This is a genomic window from Desulfuromonadales bacterium, assembly GCA_035620395.1.
Taxonomy (GTDB): Bacteria; Desulfobacterota; Desulfuromonadia; order Desulfuromonadales; family DASPGW01; genus DASPGW01.
The window spans coordinates 1-5,881 of record DASPGW010000142.1 but is presented as its reverse complement, the minus strand read 5'-3'; the positions used below and the strand labels follow the sequence as shown (position 1 = coordinate 5,881).

Below are 5,881 nucleotides of genomic sequence, written 5' to 3'. Positions count from 1 at the left end.
AGGTGCTCGAAATCGGCACCGGCTCCGGTTATCAGGCCGCTGTCCTGGCCCGGATCGCCTCCCGGGTCTATACGGTCGAGCGGTTCCCGGCTCTGGCCCGGCGAGCCCGGCGGGTGCTCGATACCATCGGGGCCAACACCGTCAATATCCGGCTCAGTGACGGAACCAGCGGCTGGGAGGACGAGGCGCCCTTTGACGCCATCATCATCACGGCCGGTGCACCTTCGATTCCGTCCCAATACCGCGAGCAACTGGCCATCGGCGGCAGGCTGGTCATCCCGGTGGGAACTCTGGGCACGCAGGTGCTCAAAAGGGTCGTTCGTGTCGGGGAGAGGGGGTATGAGGAGGAGGATCTCCTCGACTGCCGCTTCGTGCCCCTGGTCGGCAGGTTCGGCTGGGAGGAGGAGAAGGCCGGATGATGCGGGTGATGCGTCGTCTTTACGACTGGGTACTGCATTGGGCCGAAACGCCTTATGGAGTTCCGGCCCTTTTTCTGCTGGCCTTTGCCGAATCCTCCTTTTTCCCTATCCCCCCCGATGTTCTGCTGCTGGCCCTGTGCATCGCCATCCCCACCAGGTCTTTCCGTTTTGCGTTGATCTGCTCAATCGGTTCGGTGCTGGGCGGGGTGGCCGGTTACGGTATCGGCCGCGGCTTGTGGGAGGTGGTCTCCGGTTATTTCTACCTCTACGTCCCCGGTTTCAGTGAAACGGTCTTTTTCCGGGTCCAGCACCTCTTCGCCGCCTACGATTTCTGGACGGTCTTCACCGCCGGGTTTACTCCTATTCCCTACAAGGTAATTACCATCGGCGCCGGTGTTTTCCACATCAATTTCCCTGTTTTCGTCCTGGCTTCCGTGGTCAGCCGCAGTCTGCGTTTCTTCCTGGTCGCCGCGCTGATCTACCGCTACGGCCCGGCCGTGCGGAGTTTCATCGAAAAGTATTTCAACATGCTCTCCATCGTTTTCATGCTGCTGCTGATCGGCGGTTTTATCATCATCCGCCATGTCCTTTGAGGAAAGTGAACAGCCCCGCTGGTTCCGACAGAAGACGGGCAGTTGACGGGAGAGGAGCAAATCCGTTACCTTAACGGTATTCCAGCCCCGCACAGGAAATGGATACATGACGGTTCGGATACTCGTTCTTCTTTTACTGCTTCTGTTGCCGGGCGCCTGCTCGTCTCCTCGCGGGGTATATCACACCGTGCACGAGGGCCAGACGCTCTACCGGATCGGCAAGACCTACGGAGTCGACGAACGCTATCTGGCCCGTGTCAACCGGATCGACGACCCCGCTCAGTTGCGCGTCGGCACCCGTATTTACATCCCTGGCGCCGATCGGGTGAAAGAGGTGCCGGCCCTGGCACGACCAGTACCTCCCGCGCCGCCGGCTTCCCCCGTCCCCAAGCCTCCGACAACCGTCAAGAAGGCAACCCCCGTGCCGGCGCCCGCCGCCCGGCAGCAGGGAAAGCCGCCAGCCGGCATCAAGCCGAGGCCGGCGACCGGGGCTCCTGTCGGCAAGCCGGCGGCGGTCGTCAAGGGAAAATTCGGCTGGCCGCTGAAGGGAGCGCTTCTCAAGGGGTTCGACGGCGTTGGCGGCTCGCCGACCAAGGGGTTGGAAATTTCCGCTGTCCCGGGGTCACCGGTCCTTTCGGCCGCTGCCGGCCGCGTTATCTACAGCGGCGACGGCATCCGGACTTATGGCAACCTGATTATTCTGAGGCACGACAATGACTTCTTCACGGTCTACGGCTTCAACCAAAAAAACATCGTCGACGCCGGCGCCTTTGTGAGCAAAGGCGAGCGTATCGCACTCTCCGGCGCCCCGCCTGCCGGTGGCAAGCCTCGTCTCTATTTTGAAATCCGCCGAGGCAAGGAGCCCGTCAATCCGATTTTTTACTTGCCATGAGATACCCTATCTCTTAGACTTCGAACGATATTTTACCCCGCCTTCGACCGGAGACGCGCATACCGATGGATGAGCCGATGAACGAATACGACGAGTTTGATCTCACCTCTGATGCAGTAGAGGATGATGACGCCGAATTCACCGAAACCGATGACGAGCTCGAAGATGAGGAGTCGCAGGATGAGGGGGAGGCTGACGCCGAGGAAGAAGAGAAGGCGGCCCCGTTTGACGACCACTCGGACGACGCCATCAAGCTCTATCTCAAGGAAATCCAGAAAACCACGCTGCTGACTGCCGAATCGGAGCGGGAGCTGGCGCAAAGGATCTCCGAAGGAGACAAGGCGGCCCGCGACCGGATGATCGAATCCAATCTGCGGCTGGTCGTCAAGATCGCCAAGCGCTACATGAATCGCGGCCTCCCCTTCCTCGATCTCATCGAGGAGGGCAATATGGGGCTCATCAAGGCCGTCGAGCGGTTCAAGCTCAGCAAGGAGTGCCGGTTTTCCACCTATGCCACATGGTGGATCCGGCAGTCGATCGAGCGCGCCCTGGTGAACCAGAGCCGGACCATTCGTCTGCCCGTGCATGTCTCCGACGATATCAACAAACTGATCAAGATCAGCCGCGAACTCCTGCAGAAACTCAACCGCGAGCCGCAGGCCAAGGAAGTGGCTGACGCCATGGGTGTCGATCCCGCCTATGTGCGGCGGCTCATGGTTCTGGTCAAAAAGACCTATTCCATCGAACACCCCATGGGCGAGAATAACGACTACAGCCTCATGGATACCATCGAGGACACTTCCGCCGTCGATCCCGCCACCCTCATTGAGGATCTGGATAAATACGCCCATGTTTCAGAGTGGCTCGATACTCTTAACGAAAATGAGCGGGAGATCCTTGCGTTGCGTTTCGGGCTGGACGATCGGGAACCGCAGACGCTCGATACGATCGGCCGGCGTTTTGGCGTCACCCGGGAGAGGATCCGGCAGATAGAAGCCAAGAGTCTTGAAAAACTTCGCAAAATCATGGAAGACAAGCAGTCCTCGGCCAAAATCCTGATGGAGGGCTAGCGTTTCGTTTGAGGGTTTGGTTGTAAAACATGCCGACCGGGAGGAGAGCTACGTGGAAGATTTGAAGGGCATTATCCGGGATATCCCCGATTTTCCGAAGAAAGGCATCGTTTTCAAGGACATCACGACCTTGTTGTCCGATGCGAAGAGCTTTCACCGCATGATCGATCTCATCGCCCACCGTTACCTTGGGCTGAAGATCGACCAGGTGGTGGGGGTCGAGGCGCGCGGATTCATCCTCGGCTCGGCATTGGCGTACAAACTTGGCACGGGGATTACCCTGGTCCGCAAGCCCGGCAAGCTTCCCTACAAGACCCGGCGCAAGACCTACGAGCTCGAGTACGGCACCGACACGCTCGAGATTCACGAAGATGCCTTCAAGCCCGCCGCCAGAGTCATCGTTGCGGATGACCTGCTCGCCACCGGGGGTACCATGGCGGCCGTGGTGGATCTGGTCCAGGAACTGGGCGCCGAGGTGGTCGAATGTGCCTTCATGGCCGAACTCGAATTCCTGCACGGCCGCAAGCGTTTGCCCGACGGGAAGGTTTTCAGTCTCCTCAAGTTTTAGCCGGGAAAAGCCTTGCCAGAACTTGCGGGGTGGAGTATAAAGTACCCCTTTTGGCCCCGTAGCTCAGCAGGATAGAGCAACCGCCTCCTAAGCGGTAGGTCGTGCGTTCGAATCGCGCCGGGGCCGCCAAGACTGGCCGCCGTAAGTCATCGAGGCTTCGGCGGTTTTTCTTTGCCTTTTTTGGAATCAATCTGTCGCTTCAGCTAAGTGTTCGATTTTGCGCGGGATGTGACCGTCTGGAAGCCGGCGGGTCAGCACGATGCGGCACCACGGCGCAGAATGCGGAGGACAACGTGCGAACAACGGAGACCCTTGCAGCAGATCAGGGTGCCGATTAAGAGGGCATCGCCGTCGCCTGCGGATTTTCCCCGGTGTGCAGAACAGAGGTGGTGAAGGTGATAAGGCTGCTAATCCCGGGCAGTCGGGAAGGTTTACAATAAAGCGGCCCCTTCAAAAGGTTCCCGGCGCTCCCAGTGCGTCGAATGCGGGGCGTTCGAGATTACTCGCCGGCTTTGGACCGCATGCGGTTGAGGCGGTCCAGGTTCTCCTGCGCGCGAACGTAAAAACGCGGATTCAGATCGAGGGCATGCTTAAAAGCCTTTTCTGCCTTGTCCCACTCGCCTTGGGTCATGTAGATGTAGCCGATGTTGTTGTAGGCCGCCGCTTTGCCGACGGCTTTTTCGAATATCAGCAGCGCCTTATCTTCGTTGCCGTTCAAGGCGTAGGCAGCGCCCAGATTGTTTTGGGTACGCTTGTTGTCCGGCTCGAGGGCCATGGCACGGGAAAAGGCCGTGATGGCGTCGGGATAGCGCCCCTGCAGGAGATAGTTGAAGCCTAGGTTATTATGAGCCGACGGCAGGTCGGGTCTGAGGGCGACGACTTTGGCGTAGAGAGGTTCGGCTTGGGCTTCCTGCCCGAGGTTGTCGTACAGCATCGCCATTTCGGTCAGGATTTCAATATTTTCTGGACTGACAGCCAACGCCTTGTTCAGAAATTCGATGGCGGTCTGGTTGTCGCCCTGAGCACGGCCGACCTTTGCCATGGCGAGCAAGGCGGGCCAGTACCGGGCATCATGTTCCAGCGCCTTGCCAAAGGTGCCGCGGGCATTGTTGAGCTCACCAATCCGGCGCTGGATCTCTCCCAGGCCGGTCAGCGCCGCCGCCGAGCGCGGCTCTTTTTCCAGCGCCGCGGCGAAATGCAGACGGGCCAGCTGATAGCTGCCGCCGGCAAGATAAGCGTTGCCGTTTCGAAGCAGATCGTCAGGCGGCAGGTTCTTCAGCCTGCTTTCGCTCTCCTTCGAGGAGAGGGAATGATCGAGCAATTCGGAGCCGGCTTTCGGCTTGACCGTGGTGGTGCAGGCGCAAAGGAAAAGCAGGAGGAAAGACACGAGACTCCCCTTGCGCACAGCATTTGATACGGTCATCTGGGCCTCCCATGTCAAACGAGATGGAACGATCTGGCGGCCTTTGGCGATCAGCCGGATATGAAGAAGCAGGAGAAAAACCCCCAACGCACCGGAGAAAAGATATCAGAATCTCATCTAGAGTGAAACGGCAAATCTTCGAGTTTCATCCAGCCTCCAGCCTTTCCTACTGAGTAATCCCCAGTTGAAAGACATTCACTATTTCCGGCTGTTCCGCAAAGTTTTTGTTGGAGGCGTCCATGATCTTTTCGGCAGCGATCCCCTCGGTGGTCTCCGGCGTCTTGGCGACATGGCGGTAATCGGGATAGGCCACCTGGTTGTCCCAGGCCGCCTGCTGCGCCAGGCCGAACTCGCGGTCGAGATAATAGGCTTCTTCCGTGGAAGCGCATCCCGCCAGCAACACCATTGCCGACATCATGCAGGCAAGAATTTTCATGACCTCTCTCCCTATGGTTGTACCGGCGAAAGCGGTTCCTGCCCGAACTGGCCTTCCAGCCCCCCCTGCGACTCCAAGGGAACCATGGGAAGGGTAAAACTGTGCTGGCTCAGCGATGACACGTCTCCCGGCGCCCTCCTCCCCTCGAGCCTGCCTTCCAGGTAGAACTCGAAGCGATTGGGGGGCTGGATGAACTCGCCAGGGTAGTTGATCGTCCCCTCCTTTTCGGGTTTGATTATATGCGGCGTGACGGAGATCAACAGATCGGTCTTGTCCTGGCTGAAGTTTGAACTGCGAAACAGGGCGCCCAGGATGGGGATGTCCCCCAGGCCGGGAATCTTTCTGACCGATTCGCGCATGGTGTCCTGAAGCAGGCCGGCAAGGGCCAGCGTCTGCCCGTCGTAGAGTTGGACGGTCGTATCGAGTTTGCGGGTGGTCAGGTTCGGAACGATGAAATTGGTCCCCTGAATGCCGGCAGGA

At 58.9% G+C, this 5,881-nt stretch carries 8 protein-coding genes and 1 tRNA gene; 6 read left to right on the top strand and 3 right to left on the bottom strand.

Going from position 1 to position 5,881, the window contains the following annotated elements; genetic code table 11:
* The 6 genes from VD811_07840 to VD811_07815 form a co-directional block, all read left to right on the top strand.
* A partial coding sequence (locus tag VD811_07840; protein ID HXV20880.1) for a methyltransferase domain-containing protein occupies window positions 1-419 on the top strand: 419 nt, incomplete at its 5' end.
* Window positions 416-1,012, top strand: a complete 597-nt coding sequence (locus VD811_07835) for a YqaA family protein (GenBank protein HXV20879.1) — start codon at window positions 416-418, stop codon at window positions 1,010-1,012. The genes VD811_07840 and VD811_07835, both read left to right, overlap by 4 nt.
* 106 nt (window positions 1,013-1,118) lie before the next feature.
* Window positions 1,119-1,904, top strand: coding sequence for a peptidoglycan DD-metalloendopeptidase family protein (locus VD811_07830; GenBank protein ID HXV20878.1), 786 nt, complete (start codon window positions 1,119-1,121; stop codon window positions 1,902-1,904).
* A 77-nt stretch (window positions 1,905-1,981) separates the two neighbouring features.
* Window positions 1,982-2,974 (top strand): sigma-70 family RNA polymerase sigma factor, encoded by a 993-nt coding sequence (locus VD811_07825; protein ID HXV20877.1) that lies wholly within the window; start codon window positions 1,982-1,984, stop codon window positions 2,972-2,974.
* A gap of 52 nt (window positions 2,975-3,026) precedes the next feature.
* Complete coding sequence (locus tag VD811_07820; GenBank protein HXV20876.1) at window positions 3,027-3,542, top strand: adenine phosphoribosyltransferase; 516 nt, start codon at window positions 3,027-3,029, stop codon at window positions 3,540-3,542.
* Between the two features lie 52 nt (window positions 3,543-3,594).
* Window positions 3,595-3,671, top strand: a tRNA-Arg gene (locus tag VD811_07815).
* Between the two features lie 370 nt (window positions 3,672-4,041).
* On the opposite strand, the gene VD811_07810 is transcribed toward VD811_07815, so the two are convergent.
* From VD811_07810 to VD811_07800, 3 genes are all read right to left on the bottom strand, one after another.
* On the bottom strand, window positions 4,042-5,052 hold the full coding sequence (locus tag VD811_07810; protein ID HXV20875.1) for a tetratricopeptide repeat protein: 1,011 nt from the start codon (window positions 5,050-5,052) through the stop codon (window positions 4,042-4,044).
* 79 nt (window positions 5,053-5,131) lie between these two features.
* A complete protein-coding gene (locus VD811_07805; protein HXV20874.1) occupies window positions 5,132-5,401 on the bottom strand; it encodes a hypothetical protein in 270 nt (89 codons plus the stop codon).
* Between the two features lie 11 nt (window positions 5,402-5,412).
* Window positions 5,413-5,881: hypothetical protein (locus VD811_07800; GenBank protein HXV20873.1), on the bottom strand; the 469-nt coding region annotated here is incomplete at its 5' end.

Bases quoted from the DNA above. Each gene is read 5' to 3' on its own strand.
- VD811_07805 (HXV20874.1), bottom strand. From the start codon at position 5,401: ATGAAAATTCTTGCCTGCATGATGTCGGCAATGGTGTTGCTGGCGGGA.
- VD811_07825 (HXV20877.1), top strand. From the start codon at position 1,982: ATGAACGAATACGACGAGTTTGATCTCACCTCTGATGCAGTAGAGGAT.
- VD811_07830 (HXV20878.1), top strand. From the start codon at position 1,119: ATGACGGTTCGGATACTCGTTCTTCTTTTACTGCTTCTGTTGCCGGGC.
- VD811_07835 (HXV20879.1), top strand. From the start codon at position 416: ATGATGCGGGTGATGCGTCGTCTTTACGACTGGGTACTGCATTGGGCC.